The following is a 15,954-nucleotide window of genomic DNA, read 5'->3' as shown; positions in this document are numbered from 1 at the left end:
AACCTTTTTTCTTGTGTTATAATAGAGGTCAATGATTTAGAAAGGAGTGAGAGAGTGGAAAAAGATTTTTGGCAGGGGGTGAGGGACGCGCTACCGACGGCTTTGGGCTATATCAGTATTGGCCTGGCTTGTGGTGTGGTGGCGTCTCCCTATCTTTCTCCTTTGGAGATGGCCTTGATGAGTGTATTGGTCTATGCTGGGGCGGCCCAGTTTGCGATGATCTCTCTGATTGCGGCTCATTCTTCGATATTGAATATGGCCTTGACGGTGTGTTTGATCAATCTCCGTAATATGTTGATGAGTCTGCATACGTCGTCTGACTTTAAGGATGCTAGTCTCGCTCACACCATTGGGATTGGAAGCCTCCTGACTGATGAGAGTTATGGGGTCTACTTGAGCGAGAAGTTAAAGACGGATACCATTACAGTTCCTTGGATGCATGGGAACAATCTAGTAGGCTATGTGGCCTGGATCAGTGCGACGGTTATCGGAACAGCTCTAGGATCTCTCCTACCTGATCCAAAGGCTTTTGGACTTGATTTTGCTTTAGTGGCTATGTTTATTGGGATTTTTGCAGCCCAGTTTCAAGGAATGCAACTGACAGAAAAGACCAAGACCATGCTCTTGGTGCTATTAGCAGTAGCAGTGAGTTTCTTTCTCTTACTCTTTTTTGTTTCGCAACCGCTAGCAGTGCTAGCTGCGACCTTGATCGGCTGTTTTGTGGGGATGGTCTGTGATGCGCGTGAATAGTTATATCTTCATGGCCATTCTGGCCTCAGCCCTCGTTACCTGGATTCCTCGGATCTTGCCCTTCCTCTTAGTCAAATACAAGGGACTGCCGGCTCCTGTAACCCGCTTTCTCAAATACCTGCCCATTTCCATTATCTTTGCCTTGGTTTTATCAAGCTTAGTAGATGGAAAAATTGGAAGCCTCCCGCAGTTTCACTGGTTGGACCTAGTAGTGACCATTCCCAGTCTCTTTGTAGCCTTTCGTTACAAAAATCTTATGGGAACCGTCTTGTTTGGAATTGTCTTGATTGCCCTGTTACGGTTGGCATTCTAGGTAAAAAATTACAAAAATATTACAATTATTACAAAAATACTTGATTTTTGTAATAATTGAGGTATAATGGGAGTCAGAAAGATAAAGAGGTAATCGTATGAAAAAATCAATCTTCCGTTGGAGTGCCGCTGTTCTGGTGGCTGCTTCACTTGGTCTAGCTCTCGGTGGTTGTGGTGCAAAGGATAAAAAGACAGCATCCTCATCCGCAAAAGCATCTACCAGCAAGGTAGAGAAAAAAGCCAAAACTAATAGCAAAAAGAGTGCAACATCTTCCTCTCAGGCAAACGATACAGCTAGCTCTTCGACTCAAGCAAGTAGCGCGACAGCTTCAAAAGACTCTGGTAAGACTGAGAATGAATCTACTCCGACGCAAGCTACTGTCCCTGCAGAATTGGTGGGAACTTGGGTAGGATCTAGCCCACAAGCAGATGCGATTAAAATGACAGTGGATGCCAATGGAAATGTGACAACAGTGGTTAGCTTCAAAAATGATAGCGAACCGACTCGGACAGCGACCTATACAGCAAGAGCCGTCCAAGCAACAGGCAATATCTACTATTGGGAGTCAGAAGGATTGGATGGAGCTGATGCCTTGCTTCCTGGGATCACAGGGCTAGGTGTAGCCAACTTCCGACTGGAGCCAGGTTTTGTCTTAGAAGAAGGACACTATACCCCGATTGTTTTCACAGCGCCTGTCAATACAGAATTTGACTACACCAAATACAATGATTTCCGTTTTTCATTAACCAAAGAACAATAAAAAGACGAACTCGATGGAAAATCGAGTTCGTTTTTTAGTAATGAGGGCTCCCTGCTACCCAACCGGTGCAGAGGGCGGATGTGATATTAAAACCGCCTGTATGGGCATTGATATCGAGGACTTCTCCTGCAAAGTGGAGCCCAGGAACGAGCTTACTTTCTAGGGTTTTAGGATTGATTTCTTTAAGGCTGACACCACCCTTGGTCACAAAGGACTTAGCTAGTGACATCTTCCCAGTGACGGGGATAGGTAGCTCTTTGATCTTTTGGATGAGCTCTTCTGTCTGAGGAGGAGTGAGTTGCTTGGCTTTTTCAGGGAATCCTTGCGCCAAGAAATCAGCTAATCGTTCAGGAAGCAGGGCTTTGAGGCTATTTTTAATCGCCTTTTCTCGATGCTCTTTTAGAAAGTCTTTTAACTCTTGAGAAGAGGTAGTCGGAAGGAGGTCCAGAGATAAGATTTCGCCGCCTTTAACAAAGCTGGACATCCGAAGGGCTGCAGGGCCAGAAAGTCCAAAATGGGTAAAGAGAAGGTCGTGTGTGATGATGTGTTTGCCGTAGCTGAGGGTCACATCTGTCAGAGAGATGCCTTGGAGGGCCTTGTGTGGGAAATCTGTCAAAAGAGGGCTTTCTGCCGCTTCTAGATCCGTAATGTTATGTTTGAAGTGACGGGCAATTTCGTGTCCGTAGCCAGTAGAGCCGGTAGAAGGGTAGGATTTGCCTCCAGTCGTAACGATCAGCTTATCAGCTGTCCAAGTGTTTTCAGCTGATTTGACGATGAAGACGTCTTCTGGCTTGGTGACAGAGACCACTTCACAGTTGGTGGCAATGCTAGCACTAAGCTCAAGAATCTTATTTTCTAAGGCTTGAATAATGGTGCGAGATTGATCACTAACAGGAAAGACCCGGCCATGGTCTTCGACTTTTAACTTGACGCCATTATCGGTAAAAAATTGGATGATATCATGATTATCAAATTGGGAAAACACACTGTAAAGGAAACGGCCATTTCCAGGGATACCGGCCATCAAATCGTCTAAGGTCCCGTTGTTTGTGACATTACAGCGCCCCCCTCCGGTACCTGCAAGTTTCTTACCCAGCTTTTTATTTTTTTCGATCAGTAGCGTAGGTTGGCCATAAGAGGCGCTGGCAATGGTCGCCATCATACCTGCTGGGCCACCGCCGATGACAATGGTGTGAAAATGAGTCATGTCGTTCTTCCTTCTTTTGTTTCTTTCATGATTTGCTTTGTCCATTATATCATTTTATGGACGGCTTCGGAAAACGAAGGAATCAAAAAAACAAGCACCCTTCGATGCTTGCTTTTGAATGATTCTTCGATCAACTCATTACATGATTCCAAGGAAGTAACGGATGAAGAAGAAGGCAAGGACAGCACCAACAAATGGAGCAGTACCTGGTACAAGAAGACCATATTGCCAGTCGTTGTTTACTTTATCTTTGATTGGCAAGATTTGGTAAGCGAAACGAGGTCCAAGGTCACGCGCTTGGTTCATCGCGAAACCTGTAGTACCACCAAGACCCATACCGATAGCCCAAACGATCAAACCAACAGTGAATGGAAGCATTGCTTCGTTGGCATGTTCAGCAGCCATGATAGATGTCAAGAAGATAAATGTTGCGAACGCTTCGACGAAGTAGTTACGTGGAAGGTTACGGCAGTTAGGGTTAGTTGAGAAGATGTTACGGATAGCAACACCATCAATTTGACCTTCAGAAATCTTGAAGTGGTCAGCATACATAAAGTAAGCAATCAAAGCTCCAAGGAAGGCACCGATCATTTCAGCGATTGCAATTGGGAAGAATTGAGCGATTGTCAATTTACCAAGAAGGACTTTCAACAAAGCCATAGCAGGGTTCATTGAAACGCCGCCAAAGACGAACAAGCAGACAGTGATACCGAATGCCCATGTAGTGATCGCGAATAAGTGTCCAGTTCCAGCATATTTTGTTTTCTTCAAAACGTCGTCACAGTGTACGCCAACCCCGAAGATAATCATCAAAGCTGTACTCATAACTTCTGCAAGTAATTGATGTGTCATGTTAATTAATGTCTCCTAAATTAATAAATGTATTTTTGTAATTGGTGATAAACTTCTTGAATCGGCAACTGCATCTCCGTAGCAATACGCTGACAGTCTTCGTATTCAAGTGTTTTTTTAGTGGTAGATCCGTACTGGTTAATTTTTACCGTAACGGGTCCAAATTCTGTATCGATTTGTTCAAATCGACGTTGCATGACCTTTCGGTCGACTTGTTGGTATCGAAAACCAATGGTACTGGTTTCTTTGAACAAGAGGGCTGAAAAATCTTCCAACTGACTTCCTTGAATCAAGAGAATCAACTCAAAGCCAGGGCGATTCTTTTTCATAACGACGCTACGATAGTAGACATCTAAAGCTCCAGTATCCAGGAAACGGTGGATAATATAACCGAGTTGCTCTGGTGTTTGATCATCAATCGTAGTGGTGATCTCAATAATTTGATCTTCCGTGCGATGAACAACAGTGGTGCTGTGAGAGGCGTCTTCTTTCAATAGCGAACCGCGTAAAGCATTGAATTTTCCAGTCTCTCTTTTACCAAATCCATAGCCCACACTTTCGATGGAAAGGTGAGAGGGGATTGGTTCAAAGATTGGGGACAATGCTTTAAGGAGGGCTAACCCTGTCGGAGTAATCAACTCCGTTTTAACTGTGAAGTCTTGAGTAATCGGAATAGTCGTTCCTTTTCTCAACTGCATCACAGCGGGAACCGGAACAGGCATTTCTCCATGGGCGACTGAAATAGTCCCACTTCCCTCAGTGAGAGGAGTAGAGTAAACTGTATCGATACCGAGCGATTCCACTAGGATGAAAAAGCTAACGATGTCGACGATGGAGTCAATTGCACCAATTTCATGGAAATGAATCTGTTCGACAGGCATGTTATGCACAGCTGCTTCTGCCTTTGCGATATCAAGAAAGACTTCAAGACTTTTTTGTTTCACAAAAGGACTCAACTGTGAAGCGGCAATCAGATCGTGGATATCCGCATAACTGCGAGCATCCGCGTGGGAATGGTGATGATGGTGTTCATGATCGTGATGGTGTTCATGATCGTGATGATGTTCGTGATCGTGATGATGTTCGTGATCGTGATGATGTTCGTGATCGTGATGATGTTCGTGATCATGATGATGTTCATGATCGTGATCAAAATCACCTTTAATCCCCGTATCTTTCTCCCCGTGGTGAAGGTGAACATCGAAATCAGTTCCCCAAATTGCGCTTTTTGCGACGCGATGAACGTGGAGGTGGAAACCATCCACTCCCAGTTTCTCGAGTTCTGTGTGAAGAAGCTCGACATCTGCCCCAAGGTCCACAAGAAGACCATTGAGCATATCGCCACTTATTCCAGAAAAAGGTTCTAAAAATAGACTGGTCATCAGTTTTCCTTTCGATTGTGGTTGAGTCGATTGATCATACATGCTGAATAAGCTGCACCAAATCCGTTATCAATGTTGACGACCGTTACGCCAGAAGCGCAAGAGGTCAACATACTCATCAGGGTCGTTAGCCCTTGAAGGTTGCTTCCGTATCCAATACTAGTCGGAACGGCAATAACGGGGACATCCACAAGGCCTCCTACGACACTGACAAGAGCTCCTTCCATACCAGCAATCACGATGATCACACTGGCTTTTTGGATCTCTTCTAAGCGATTGAAGAGGCGATGGATGCCGGCGACTCCCACATCATAGATTCGGCGAACCGAATGGCCAAAGGTTTCTGCAGTGACTGCAGCTTCTTCTGCAACAGGAACATCACTTGTCCCTGCTGTGACGACCGCAATGTAGTGTTCAGGATCGGCTTCTTCCTTTTTAGAGTTGAGAACGAAGCAGCGGGCTTCTGGATAATAGTGGCCAGTCGGAAAGCGCTGAGAAAGAGCCTCTCCCTTTTGGAGAGAGACTCTTGTTGTGAGGATCGGCAATTCTTTTTGTGAAAGAAATTGCAGGATTCCTTCAATTTGCTCAACTGTCTTTCCTTCGCCGTATACGACTTCAGGGAAGCCGTTGCGACGTTGCCGGTCAGTATCAATTGCTGCATACCCTAGTTCTTTAACCCCGTTGATTTGCTCCAGCGCATCCTCAACGGAGAGATGACCTGCTTGCAAAGAACGGAGTGTTTGTTCTAGATTGGGTTGAAAATCCATGGTAGATTCTATTCAACAACGACAGAAAGTCCGTCGCGGATAACTGTTACTTTAGCATCTTTTCCTTCACGAGCAAAGGCTTTTTCAAGCGCTTCGTCAAATGAAGTTGCAAGTTCCATATGCATACCTTTGATCAATTCAGGATCTACAAGGTCAGATACAAAGATAACATGGTGGTGTACCAAAATACGTGCCAAGATTTGAGAAGTCCATTGGTCTGGGACAGTCTCTAAACGAGGTGTATTGATGGCTTGTTCCAAGAATTCTTTTGGATCTTCTACGTCAGCAAGGTTGCGATAGAAACCTTCTCCACCGTGACCATCTGCACATCCAGCCACCATGATGATTGTTCCGCCTTCTTTGTTAGAAGCTTCGGCTGCAGTCATCCCTTTAACAGCTTGGTAGATGTTTTGGTCAAGTGGGAAACCACCGTTTGTTGAAATTGTGATGTCGCTTTCGATCTTAGACACATGTGCCAAGTCTGCAACGAAGTCACAACCAACTTTGTGGGCTTCAACCATGTCCCCAGCGAAAGATCCGATGATGTGTTTTTCGCCGTCCAATACAACGTTGACGATGAAGGCCAAGTTTGCAGTACGAGCAGCGTAAAGCATATCTTCGTGGATTGGGTTGTGGTCAAGGTTACCAGTACGTGCCTTATCAGAATTGATGAAGTCACCTGAGTGGTTCGCCATGATAGTTTTGTATGATGCGATACCTGGAAGGACTGATTTACGTCCACCTGAGAATCCAGCGAAGAAGTGAGATTCGATGAATCCTTCTGCTATCAACAAGTCAGCTTCAGCAGCGATTTTGTTGATGATACAGTCACCACCTGAAGGGAGTTGTCCAATTTTAACCATGTCATCGTCGTTTGTTGAAATGTGCATAACGATTTCTTCATTGTCAACGATTTCTTGGCCGTATTTATTGATCAATTCTTCACGAGTTGAAGGACGGTGGAAACCAGTAGCAACCAAGATACGCACGCGTGCATCAGGGTTAACTGAGCGAATACGACGCAAAATGATTGGAGTGATGATGTGAGAAGGAACGGGACGAGTGTGGTCAGAACTGATCAACACGATGTCTTTTTTGCCTTTAGCAAGTTCTTCCAAAGTAGGGCTGCCGATAGGGTTGTCCATTGAACGTTCAACAGTTTCTTCTTCAGACAGTGGGTTATGGAAGTTTTCCGCCTTAGACTCTAACAATCCTGCAAAGTTTTCATCTGGAATCTTTGCAACAATCGATTTTTTGTCGTACGGTAATTTAATTTCTACCATTATTTGCGATCTCCTTTATTAATACTGATACTTATAGTATAATTCTTTTTAAAAAGAGGTGTGCACCAATTGATGTCAACAAATGTTAACTATATTGTTTAAGAACAGGTGTATCATTAGTGTGACTTCTATGAAGAGCCAAAACAGGAGGAAAAACGCGCGTGGATTCAGCATTTTTAGTGAAATTCTTGGAAGAGAGGCGAACGCCTATTATCAAGAAAAAATACCACAGCTACCTCTCTTATCGCGGGATTAAAGAGGACTATATCTATATTTTAAAAGAAGGGGTTGTCAAGACCAGTGTCATCATGCGTGATGGTCGAGAATTTAACTTTTCCTATTTAAAAGCGACTGATATTGTATCCTTGTTACGGGATGAGGTATCCAATTATACGGACTCGCCTTTTAACGTGCGCGTCGAGACAGCTGAGGCTAGTTTTTACCGGATTCCTCGGGTCAAGTTCTGGACCTTTGTCAAAGAAAAAAAGGAACTGCAAGATTACGTACGGGATTATTATCGCAATAAACTGTCTGAGAGTATGGAATCCCAGCAGTACATGATGATGAATGGGAAAAAAGGCGCAGTTTGTTTTCACCTACAAAAGCTATGCAGCTTATTTGGGGTAGAGCAGGACGATGGTATCTTGATTGATTTCAACATTACCAATGAAGATATTGCCGGTTTTTGTGGGATTTCGACGCGAAACAGTGTCAATCGCATTCTCAATGAATTAAAACGAGAAGGTGTTTTAGACATTCGACAGCAAAAGATCGTTATTTTGGACATCGAACGAATTGAAGAATTTATTGGAAGGGAAACATTCTAACATGGCAACAGAAGCACAAATCAGAAAAGAAAAAGAAGAAAAATTACAAGATATTTTACGAAAAATCGGAAAGGTAGCCGTTACCTATTCAGGTGGGATTGACAGTTCTTATCTCTTGAAGGTGGCCTTAGATACCTTGGGACCTGACAATGTTATTGCGGCCGTCGTGAACTCTGAGATGTTTTCAAATGAAGAGTTCGATCTAGCGCTCGACTTGGCTGATCAGCTAGGAGCACCTGTGCTTGGTCTGGAAATGAGAGAATTGAGTGATCCACGGATTGCTGCCAATACGCCCAATATTTGGTATTACACCAAACAATTGATGTACCAAACTATTAAGGATTCAGTTACAGAACTGGGCTTTAAGCAATTGGTGGACGGCAATATTATGGATGATATCGACGATTTTCGCCCTGGTATCAAGGCTCGGGACGAAGCGGGTGTCCGCAGTGTCTTGCAAGAAGCCGGCCTCTATAAGACAGAAATTCGTCAATTGGCCAAGGAAAGAGGGGTCTCCAATTGGAATAAGGTGCCATCTTGTAGCGTTGCCTCACGCTTCCCATACGGAGTGAAAATCACTTCAGAAAATGTACAACGGGTTTTTGAAGGGGAAGAGTTCCTTGTAGGACTTGGCTTTGAGCAAGCCCGTGTGCGTGTGCATGGAGACTTGGCGCGCATCGAAGTGGAAAAAGACCACCTGCTTAAAGCCATCCAACTGCATGACAAGATCAATGACTACATGAAAAAAATCGGATTTACCTATGTAGCCTTGGATTTGGCTGGATATAAGTACGGCCGGATGAATGATGCATTGGATGAAAAAACAAAAGAAAAAATTATGGCAGGTTAAGCAATGAAGGAAGTGATAAGGTTCTGGTTCGAAGAGTTGAAGCCAGAGGATTGGTTCAAAAAATCAGAAGCACTGGATCAAGAAATGCGGGAGCGCTTTGAGGAACTTTATTGGAAGGCCAGTCGTGGGGAATTGTTTCACTGGCGGGCTACGGCAGAAGGGCGTTTAGCAGAGATTTTGCTCTTGGACCAAATTCCTCGCAATATTTTTCGAGGGACTGCCCAAGCTTTTGCGACAGATTCCCTGGCCTTGGTCTTGGCCCAAGAAGGCCTAACACAAGCTCAAGAATTACCAGTTGTACAAAGAGGCTTTTTCTACATGCCCTTTATGCATTCGGAATCTTTAACCATTCATGAAGAAGCTCTGCGCCTATTTGATCAACCGGGCTTAGAAAAGCGTTTGAAGTATGAGAAGATGCACATGGACATTCTTCAACAATTTGGGCGTTATCCACATCGGAATGCCATCTTAGGACGGCCTTCGACCAAGGAAGAAGAGGAGTATTTGAAAGAACATTCTGGCTTTTAAGGGAAGATGAGGCCCACAGATTTCAAAACTCTTTTCTCTCTTCATGAAATTGCCTGAAACAGCAGGCATGATGTCAGAGTTCCCTCACCTAGGCTTTTCCAAGCGTCTAAAAAATGGTATAATGAACTGTAAATTTCAGAAGTTGGAAGGAATGTCATTACTATGATGAATATGCAAGACTTAATTTAAGATTCTTAAAGTCTTGTTATTTATCAAAATACTGATTTTAAGCGATTTTGCATTCGATAAAATCAACAATTTTTAGATGTATTACACTATATTGGACAGTAAATGGACAGTGACAGAGTGTTTGAAGGAGAGAAGAAGAGGCCTAAGGGTCTCTTTTATGTAATTACTTTCAGTATTCTAAATAATAATAAATCAATTTCAGAAATTATTGAACGTAATATAGTCAGAGTCTATAAAATGAATCTTTCTAAGTTTTTAAAAACTAGTTTTTGTATATTACATAACTTTTTGTTTGATTATCATTTTATTGAATTATATTTTGATATAATTAATGAAATAAGATAAAAAAAGGTAGAAAATATGCAGAAGATAAAAGAGAATACTGCTTTTGAAAAAATTCCTGAGATTTCTAAACAAATAGAAGAAGTAAAAATAACTTGTTTTTACATGCTTAGTACTGATTTATATAAAATAGAAAATAACAAATTAACAGAAATAATCACTAAGAAATTTGAGAATCATCCTGCTACAATTATGGAATTAATAGGTACGGAAGAAAACGACCTTTTTATAAAAAGATACGAGTCATGGACAATTCCGAAAGAATTGAATCGGTTAAAAAGCAAAATAGATGAGAAAACTAACAATTATCTAGATTTATATTTTGTAAAATTAGAAAAAGGAAAACAAAATTGTCTTTTTAGTTCTAAATCTAATCAATTTGTTAAATTTATTTTTGCTCCTTTAATAGAAGTGGATAGTGAGGAAGAATTACATTTTTTCTTTGTGACACTCACTGTTTTTCAAAACGGATCAATAGTCATAGAATTATTTGAAGATTTAAGATCATCATTCTATAGATTTGACTTTTTTCATCCGATTACAATGATGAGATGGCAAATATTTCCTGATTTTGAAAAGAGTGATAGAGAGTATTCTTTAAATACTAAACATCAACTTGATGATATATTGAAGTATATAAAAAAAGAACTTTCCTCCATAAACGGAGGATTGAAGTTAACTGAGAGTATATTTTATTTACATTTTGTTACAAATATGAAGCAGATGAATAAAATGGATTTTTTAAAAAATAAAAAACTGTATACATGGATGATAAATGCTCCCTATAGTGTTAACAATGTATCTTCAGAAATTAAATCAAAAAACTATTTAACCAACTATTATAATTTAGGTAGCATTAATTATATAAATAAAGGAGCAAATTATATAGTATGGAGTGAGGATGATTCTGACAAATTTGAATCAAATTTTTTAAGACAAGCCAGTTTCTTTTTATCTTCAGCCACTCCATTCTTTCAGTTAGTGTGTCTAGATGAGACTATTATGGATGGGCTGGAAAAATTCCAACTTTCAAATGATAAACAACTAATAAAATTTAACGAGTGGGTTCACGGTTATAAACGATCTTTTCTATATATCTATCGAATAAATCATATTGCTATTTTTGATTTATTTAATCATTTAAAAGAAAGTTCTTATTTCAAGCATGATGAATATATAGAAAAAATTAAGCAGGAGGAATACGATTTGTTAAAGGATAGAAATCAATTTAATGAGTCACAGAAGAATAGAGTTATGGAAATTATACTTTTCTTCGTTAGTTTGGTCTCTGTTTTACAAGTTGTAGATATATTTACTAAAAGTAAAATAATATTATTGATGAGTGCTCTACTTACTATAATTTTGTCGGTTAGTATGCTTATTTACAGAAACCGTAAATGATATTTAAAATTTGATAAAATAAATGTAAATGGCATCCGAACAGATGACTCTTTAAAGTTGATTGGATTTGTATAGGGAAATCAAGTTATATCAACTTATCTACCTTGTAGTAGAGGTGGTTAATTGACTTTGAAAAATATAGTATATACGAAAACATTATCACTGACTTTAACCATTCGAAGAAAACTATTAAATTATATTAAAATTTCACTTGACAATCTGTGGGAGTTATATTACAATAGCAAAAAAAAGGGGGAGATTTTTATATGTCAAAAACCCCAGATAAACCTACATCAATTTTTATTGGCTCTACTTTAAACGGGAATAATCAGGGTAAATCTACCTACGGTATTACAACAAGTTCAAAAAAACGTGGAGGTAACTCGGGAGGGAACAACGATAATAGTGGAGGTACCAATATTAATATTGGACTTTATTGCTGTTGTTGTTCAAGAGGAGGAGGAAGTGCAAGTTTAACGATGGCTGAGTACATTGAAGAAGAAATTGTGTTATAAATAGGTTCTACCGTAAATGAATAAGTCATATAATCATGGAAGTCAGTTACTTTTAATATTATTCCTCTATACTGTATCTTGGGTTAACTTTAACTTTGTTCATATGTATATTGTAGGTGTGGCAACGAGTATCTTTCTTTATAGTGTATCCCTTGATTATTCTTTAAAGATTGAACCTATAAAAAAAAATAAGCTGCCTGTTAGTGTTTTATTGGAGACAGCATATATTATATTTGCGATTCTTTTAAATTTAGCGTTGGTCAGATTGAACAGTCTGTTTTTTGAAAATAATATAAATTTAAAGTTAAATGAATATGGTTTAGAACTTGTACGAGAGAACTTTTTAAATTTATTACTAATAGTATTTGCAGCACCTCTTCTCGAGGAGATTATATTTCGTAAAATCTTGTTGAGTTATATTTTTGAAAAGGTAAAGTCAGGTTATTCCCTTAAAATAATAATTGCAGTATTTTTATCTTCTGTAATCTTTGCTCTTAGTCACGCCATAGATTATAGTTTAGTTAATTTGCTTAATAGGTTAGTATTTGGTATTTTAGCTTCTTTATTATTTTTAAGGACGGGTAGATTACGAAGCTCTGTAGTTTTTCATGGTTTACTTAATCTTGTAGCACTACTCTGATAAATGACCATTTTACTTTAAATTGGTAAAAATAGATGTTGCGGTATTATTGATCGCTAAGTTTTTAGCTCCTGGTCTTTATGATTAAGGAGCTGTTTTGTTAATTGGATGTTTATAGATTAATAATTAAATTTGATTTAAACTTATAAATTGATTCTAAAATAATATTTTTCAAACTGAAGTGAAGTAGGGGTTCAATACGAATCAATACATAAGAAAAACGCTGATTTCAAGCGTTTTTTCTTTTTGCCAAATGCGATATATTGCACTGTATTTCAATTCAAACTCTACCTTTTTCTCTACCTTTTTTCTTAAGACCTGGTTTGGAAAGTATGGGTTTCAGTTGGACTAAAAACAGGGGAATATTTTTAGTTCTGTAAGTATTAATCTATATGCTTACATATATCTTTTGGTCTCTATCCTTTAGGTGAAAATACCGATTTTATGGTATAATAAGGATAACTCTATATAAGGAGGTGTGCCATGACTCTTGATGTAAATAAAGAAGAATTAACAATTTTAGGGATTCCCTTTGATAACTTTTCGGATTTTGATACTGTCTGGTATGCTATTGGGTCATCAATGATTGAAAATTATGAACCTACTGTTCAAGATGTGATTGATTTAAAAACTTATGTTATCAACAGACGAAAGGAATTGAATATTGGTTAAAAATCAATACGAAGGATATGAGTACATTGACCCCAATCACCAATATACCTATCCAAATTCCACAGTCTTAATCAATAAACAAAATGTTACAAATATTGAAGAAGCCTATCGAAATGAACACTTATTCGTTACTAAAAGACTTGCAGACTTGCGCTTGAAAGCCATTGAAGTCTATTCCATGAGTAATATTTTAGCCATTCATAACTATTTGTTTCAGGATGTTTATGCCTGGTCAGGACAATATCGCAAGGTGAATATCTCTAAAAGTGGTAATCCTTTTATGTCGATACAGTCGTTTAATGCTGCTGAAACTTATATAAATCATCTCATTCATTCCTATCATCAAACTACCAACTCAAAAGATGAAATCATTAAACATTTAGCAAAAATTCTTGATAATCTTAATTATTTCCATCCCTTTCGAGAAGGAAATGGACGAACTCAACGAGAAGTTATTCGTTCCTTAGCACTATCAAAAGGATATTCTGCACAAATACGAGTGGAACAAGATGATGAAGTTTACAACCTTTATATGGACGGAACTGTCTATGGAGACTTAGGGAAGCTAGAAGAATTATTTGGTAAAATATTAAAAGAAATATAGATTGTAATACTTGATAATTACAGAGGTGAAATAGGGGTTCACTACACGTCAATAGACGTTAAAAACCTTGATTTAAAGCGATTTTTGAAATTCTAAATTTCACTACATTGCAATAGAAATCAACCGAATCACTACCTTTTTCACTACCTTTTTTGAAATAAGAATAATGATTCGGATATTTAAAAGCAGAGGAACTTTAGTATGAAGCTCCTCTTTTTTATTTGTTCTTTTACTTACAAATTGTGAGACCTGGTTTGAACACCTCGTATTTGAATGAATTTCAATATATGCTTAATATCAATGTTTCCCCATGTTTTTAAGAAAGAAATATTTCATCTAATTTGAATAACTTTCAATTGAATGGTGTGAATTTTACCCTAAAAATAAACGAATTGAGCTAGATTTTACCAAAAAGTTCACACCATTTGAATTGTTACTGTTTTGTACTTTTTTATAGATTTAGAATTCTTTGTTTTCAAACAGTTTAATAGCAATGTAAAAAATTACGATTGAATAAATAACAGTTAAAAGTAGTTGAATGGTGTAGCTAATTATCGAAATATTCTTTGAAACAGGGTTTAAAATATTCAATACTCCTAATGGGCTAAAAGATAATAACAAGTTATTTTGGTCTAATAAACTTCTTGAAATCAGTTCTCCTAAACCACTAACAAAATGATCAAACAAGAATTTAGATTTAGAAACTTTTCAAACTTTAAGAAGCACGCTTTCATGTCCCCGACATCAAAAAAGAAAGGACAAACATATCCTTCCTTGTTGTTAAAATTTTCGTCCCCCACTACAGTTAACAAACATATTAAGATTAGTAGTGAGGAAGTTTCCGACTGGAGAGAGTACTCACTACTTTATCTTATCATGAAAATAATTCAATTTTTTCTTAGTTCAATGACTTGATCGTATCGACTTTCATAATCAATATGGTGAGCGATTTCTAACACCATCATCGGTAGTGAGAAAATCAAGTCTCGAACCATCTGGCTATTTTCTACGTCAAGAGCTGCAGTTACCTCATCTGCTAATAAAATATCCTTTTTACGAAGAAGGAAGCGGGCTAGTTCAATCCGGACTCGTTGTCCGCCTGAAATATTTTCTCCGTTATTAGTGATTACAAAATCAAGTCCATCAGTTAGTTCATGGTCGAGTTTGACCTGTCTCAAAACAGTCTCCAATTCTTGATCTGAAAACTCTTGTCCCAAACTAAGATTGTAGCGAACAGTATCATTAAAGAGGAAAGGATGCTGACTGATGATACCTACCTGACGAATAAAATAACTTGTTTTTGCTCCATCCCTTGTCCGACAAGTAATCGTCCCATCATCCGCCTTTTCTTCCCCTGTGATCATTCGAAAGAGGGTTGATTTCCCACAGCCACTTGGCCCTTTGATGAGGACTTTTTCGCCTTGTTGAATGGCTAGATTAAGATCGCGTATAATCTCTCTACCGTTATAAGATTTACTTAAATGAGAAATTTCTAGTTCTTCTACTTGTGAGATTGAATGATTGTCCGATTCACTATCATCTGCTCGATTTAAAATTCCGAAAATCTTTTCTGCCGTTGTTTTGGCTCCTTGTACTTCAACCACATCATACATGATATTTTGTAGAGGACCTACCAGTTGACCAGCGGCAATATACATTGCAACCAGGCTAGCCACTGAAACTTGATGACCATGCATGGCAAGGAAGAACCCCAATACCAAGGGGAGTACTTGGCTAAGAAAGACCATGAAACCATTACAAAAGAAAACAATGTTATGGGTAAAAGCAAACTTTTGAATGGCTCGTTGATAACGAAGATTGATATTCCAGACGCGCTGAGAATTTTCAGGCAAGGCTTGATTCATCCGCAAGGTTTGAGCCCCTCGAATACTATCAGAGATTTGGTTATGAACGGCTGTTCTTCCCTGAGACATTTCATCCCCTGAATTCTTTAGCTTATTATTCATTAAGAATTGTGGAATGGGACGTAAGATTGTGAAGAAAACAAAGATAGAACCCAATAAAACATTTTGGGCAATGATATAGATCGCCGTAATCAGCGCTCCAAATCC

At 38.9% G+C, this 15,954-nt stretch carries 17 protein-coding genes; 11 read left to right on the top strand and 6 right to left on the bottom strand.

The features are described from left to right. Positions 1-54 precede the first annotated feature (54 nt). The 3 genes from GMC92_RS08080 (at position 55) to GMC92_RS08070 (ending at position 1,823) form a co-directional block, all read left to right on the top strand. Positions 55-750: an AzlC family ABC transporter permease gene (locus GMC92_RS08080; RefSeq protein ID WP_338324051.1), complete on the top strand. Its 696-nt coding sequence runs from the start codon at positions 55-57 to the stop codon at positions 748-750. Then, positions 737-1,063 (top strand): AzlD domain-containing protein, encoded by a 327-nt coding sequence (locus GMC92_RS08075; protein ID WP_173019413.1) that lies wholly within the window; start codon positions 737-739, stop codon positions 1,061-1,063. The genes GMC92_RS08080 and GMC92_RS08075 overlap by 14 nt, the downstream gene beginning before the upstream one ends. Positions 1,064-1,160: 97 nt before the next feature. Next, positions 1,161-1,823, top strand: coding sequence for a hypothetical protein (locus tag GMC92_RS08070; protein WP_155200131.1), 663 nt, complete (start codon positions 1,161-1,163; stop codon positions 1,821-1,823). A gap of 34 nt (positions 1,824-1,857) precedes the next feature. On the opposite strand, the gene aao is transcribed toward GMC92_RS08070, so the two are convergent. The 5 genes from aao to larA all read right to left on the bottom strand — a co-directional run bounded on the left by aao (position 1,858) and on the right by larA (position 7,314). Continuing rightward, a complete protein-coding gene (aao, locus tag GMC92_RS08065) occupies positions 1,858-3,030 on the bottom strand; it encodes an aminoacetone oxidase (protein WP_155200130.1) in 1,173 nt (390 codons plus the stop codon). A 138-nt stretch (positions 3,031-3,168) separates the two neighbouring features. After that, positions 3,169-3,882, bottom strand: a complete 714-nt coding sequence (gene larD, locus GMC92_RS08060) for a D/L-lactic acid transporter LarD (protein WP_024056458.1) — start codon at positions 3,880-3,882, stop codon at positions 3,169-3,171. A gap of 20 nt (positions 3,883-3,902) precedes the next feature. Next, positions 3,903-5,264 (bottom strand): nickel pincer cofactor biosynthesis protein LarC, encoded by a 1,362-nt coding sequence (gene larC, locus GMC92_RS08055; protein ID WP_155200129.1) that lies wholly within the window; start codon positions 5,262-5,264, stop codon positions 3,903-3,905. Next, complete coding sequence (larB, locus tag GMC92_RS08050) at positions 5,264-6,031, bottom strand: nickel pincer cofactor biosynthesis protein LarB (RefSeq protein ID WP_023919185.1); 768 nt, start codon at positions 6,029-6,031, stop codon at positions 5,264-5,266. The genes larC and larB overlap by 1 nt, the downstream gene beginning before the upstream one ends. An 8-nt stretch (positions 6,032-6,039) precedes the next feature. After that, positions 6,040-7,314, bottom strand: coding sequence for a nickel-dependent lactate racemase (gene larA, locus GMC92_RS08045; RefSeq protein WP_049471958.1), 1,275 nt, complete (start codon positions 7,312-7,314; stop codon positions 6,040-6,042). A 161-nt stretch (positions 7,315-7,475) separates the two neighbouring features. On the opposite strand from larA, the gene GMC92_RS08040 reads away from it, so the two are divergent. The 8 genes from GMC92_RS08040 to GMC92_RS08005 all read left to right on the top strand — a co-directional run bounded on the left by GMC92_RS08040 (position 7,476) and on the right by GMC92_RS08005 (position 13,882). Continuing rightward, positions 7,476-8,141 carry a Crp/Fnr family transcriptional regulator gene (locus tag GMC92_RS08040; RefSeq protein WP_070594487.1) on the top strand — a complete coding sequence of 222 codons (666 nt, stop codon included), beginning with the start codon at positions 7,476-7,478 and terminating at the stop codon, positions 8,139-8,141. A 1-nt stretch (position 8,142) separates the two neighbouring features. Further along, positions 8,143-8,991 carry an ATP-dependent sacrificial sulfur transferase LarE gene (gene larE, locus GMC92_RS08035; RefSeq protein WP_155200128.1) on the top strand — a complete coding sequence of 283 codons (849 nt, stop codon included), beginning with the start codon at positions 8,143-8,145 and terminating at the stop codon, positions 8,989-8,991. Between the two features lie 3 nt (positions 8,992-8,994). After that, the gene (locus tag GMC92_RS08030; RefSeq protein WP_049471959.1) at positions 8,995-9,519 is read left to right on the top strand and encodes a DUF924 family protein; all 525 of its coding nucleotides are present in this window, start codon (positions 8,995-8,997) and stop codon (positions 9,517-9,519) included. Between the two features lie 549 nt (positions 9,520-10,068). After that, complete coding sequence (locus GMC92_RS08025) at positions 10,069-11,451, top strand: hypothetical protein (protein ID WP_155200127.1); 1,383 nt, start codon at positions 10,069-10,071, stop codon at positions 11,449-11,451. A gap of 266 nt (positions 11,452-11,717) precedes the next feature. Continuing rightward, positions 11,718-11,966 carry a hypothetical protein gene (locus tag GMC92_RS08020; RefSeq protein ID WP_155200126.1) on the top strand — a complete coding sequence of 83 codons (249 nt, stop codon included), beginning with the start codon at positions 11,718-11,720 and terminating at the stop codon, positions 11,964-11,966. Between the two features lie 16 nt (positions 11,967-11,982). Continuing rightward, complete coding sequence (locus tag GMC92_RS08015) at positions 11,983-12,606, top strand: CPBP family intramembrane glutamic endopeptidase (protein ID WP_155200125.1); 624 nt, start codon at positions 11,983-11,985, stop codon at positions 12,604-12,606. A gap of 483 nt (positions 12,607-13,089) precedes the next feature. Beyond that, positions 13,090-13,278: a hypothetical protein gene (locus GMC92_RS08010; protein ID WP_014713950.1), complete on the top strand. Its 189-nt coding sequence runs from the start codon at positions 13,090-13,092 to the stop codon at positions 13,276-13,278. Beyond that, positions 13,271-13,882: a Fic/DOC family protein gene (locus GMC92_RS08005; RefSeq protein ID WP_155200124.1), complete on the top strand. Its 612-nt coding sequence runs from the start codon at positions 13,271-13,273 to the stop codon at positions 13,880-13,882. Before GMC92_RS08010 ends, GMC92_RS08005 begins: the two co-directional genes overlap by 8 nt. A gap of 887 nt (positions 13,883-14,769) precedes the next feature. On the opposite strand, the gene GMC92_RS07995 is transcribed toward GMC92_RS08005, so the two are convergent. Beyond that, a partial coding sequence (locus GMC92_RS07995) for an ATP-binding cassette domain-containing protein (protein WP_155200123.1) occupies positions 14,770-15,954 on the bottom strand: 1,185 nt, incomplete at its 5' end.

Source organism: Streptococcus parasanguinis, assembly GCF_009717775.1.
Classification (GTDB): domain Bacteria; phylum Bacillota; class Bacilli; order Lactobacillales; family Streptococcaceae; genus Streptococcus; species Streptococcus parasanguinis_AG.
Note: the sequence above shows the minus strand (reverse complement) of the source record. Positions and strands in the feature narration are given on the sequence as shown.

Excerpts from the sequence above, each read along its gene's own strand:
- GMC92_RS08075 (WP_173019413.1), top strand. The coding sequence starts at position 737 with ATGCGCGTGAATAGTTATATCTTCATGGCCATTCTGGCCTCAGCCCTC.
- GMC92_RS08070 (WP_155200131.1), top strand. The coding sequence starts at position 1,161 with ATGAAAAAATCAATCTTCCGTTGGAGTGCCGCTGTTCTGGTGGCTGCT.
- aao (WP_155200130.1), bottom strand. The coding sequence starts at position 3,030 with ATGACTCATTTTCACACCATTGTCATCGGCGGTGGCCCAGCAGGTATG.
- larD (WP_024056458.1), bottom strand. The coding sequence starts at position 3,882 with ATGACACATCAATTACTTGCAGAAGTTATGAGTACAGCTTTGATGATT.
- larC (WP_155200129.1), bottom strand. The coding sequence starts at position 5,264 with ATGACCAGTCTATTTTTAGAACCTTTTTCTGGAATAAGTGGCGATATG.
- larB (WP_023919185.1), bottom strand. The coding sequence starts at position 6,031 with ATGGATTTTCAACCCAATCTAGAACAAACACTCCGTTCTTTGCAAGCA.
- larA (WP_049471958.1), bottom strand. The coding sequence starts at position 7,314 with ATGGTAGAAATTAAATTACCGTACGACAAAAAATCGATTGTTGCAAAG.
- larE (WP_155200128.1), top strand. The coding sequence starts at position 8,143 with ATGGCAACAGAAGCACAAATCAGAAAAGAAAAAGAAGAAAAATTACAA.
- GMC92_RS08030 (WP_049471959.1), top strand. The coding sequence starts at position 8,995 with ATGAAGGAAGTGATAAGGTTCTGGTTCGAAGAGTTGAAGCCAGAGGAT.
- GMC92_RS08025 (WP_155200127.1), top strand. The coding sequence starts at position 10,069 with ATGCAGAAGATAAAAGAGAATACTGCTTTTGAAAAAATTCCTGAGATT.
- GMC92_RS08020 (WP_155200126.1), top strand. The coding sequence starts at position 11,718 with ATGTCAAAAACCCCAGATAAACCTACATCAATTTTTATTGGCTCTACT.
- GMC92_RS08015 (WP_155200125.1), top strand. The coding sequence starts at position 11,983 with ATGAATAAGTCATATAATCATGGAAGTCAGTTACTTTTAATATTATTC.
- GMC92_RS08010 (WP_014713950.1), top strand. The coding sequence starts at position 13,090 with ATGACTCTTGATGTAAATAAAGAAGAATTAACAATTTTAGGGATTCCC.